At 60.1% G+C, this 1,207-nt stretch carries 1 rRNA gene; it reads left to right on the top strand.

The window, feature by feature from the left end:
• Positions 1–1,207, top strand: a 23S ribosomal RNA gene (locus AC27E8_RS00495); the annotation flags it as partial.

Genomic DNA, 1,207 nt, shown 5'->3' on the forward strand with positions numbered 1-1,207 from the left:
CCACGGGGAGCCGTAAGCGGGCTGAGATCCGTGGATGTCCGAATGGGGGAACCCGCTGGCGGGAAGCGCCAGCAGCTTAAGGCCGAAAGGCGTTAAGCGGGGAACCGGGGGAAGTGAAACATCTCAGTACCCCGAGGAAGAGAAAGCAAACGCGATTCCGTGAGTAGTGGCGAGCGAAAGCGGAGGAGCCTAAACCGCATGCGTGGGAAAGGCTGCAGCCGTTGCGCATGCGGGGTAGAGGGGCTGTTTGCGGCGAGCTGCAGGGTAGCCAGCCCGAGTGGGTGCGTAGGAGAACGGTCTGGGAAGGCCGGCCAGAGACGGTGAGAGCCCGGTATCCGAAACGCGCGCACGAGGGTGGAAACAGACCCCGAGTACTGCGGGACACGAGGAATCCCGTAGGAATCTGGGAGGACCACCTCCTAAGGCTAAATACTCCTTGGCGACCGATAGTGAACGAGTACCGTGAGGGAAAGGTGAAAAGCACCGCGGGAGCGGAGTGAAAGAGAACCTGAAACCGTGTGCCTACAAGCAGTCGGAGCACCGTAAGGTGTGACGGCGTGCCTTTTGTAGAATGAACCGGCGAGTGATGCGGGCGAGCGAGGTAAAGGCGGAGGAGCCTAAGCCGAAGCGAAAGCGAGTCTGAAGAGGGCGTGAGTTCGTCCGCATCGACCCGAAACCGGGTGATCTACCCCTGGTCAGGGTGAAGTGCGGGTAACACCGCATGGAGGCCCGAACCCACTGGCGTTGAAAAGCCAGGGGATGAACTGGGGGTAGGGGTGAAATGCCAATCGAACCCGGTGATAGCTGGTTCTCCCCGAAATAGCTTGAGGGCTAGCGTCAGGGGATGAGTTGTGGAGGTAGAGCACTGATGGGGTGCGGGGCCCGCGAGGGCTACCAAGCTTCGTCAAACTGCGAATGCCACAATGTCGAGGAACCTGGCAGTGAGACTGCGAGCGATAAGGTCCGTAGTCGAGAGGGAAACAGCCCAGACCCGCAGCTAAGGTCCCGAAGTTCCGGTTGAGTGGGGAACGATGTGGCGCTGCGAAGACAACCAGGATGTTGGCTTAGAAGCAGCCATCATTGAAAGAGTGCGTAATAGCTCACTGGTCGAGTGGCGCTGCGCGGAAAATGGAACGGGGCTAAACCGGACACCGAAGCTCGGGATGGCGACATGGTAGGGGAGCGTTCCATGTGCGGGGAAGCTGAG

The sequence above is a fragment of the Alicyclobacillus sp. CIJ1 genome (genome assembly GCF_057538885.1).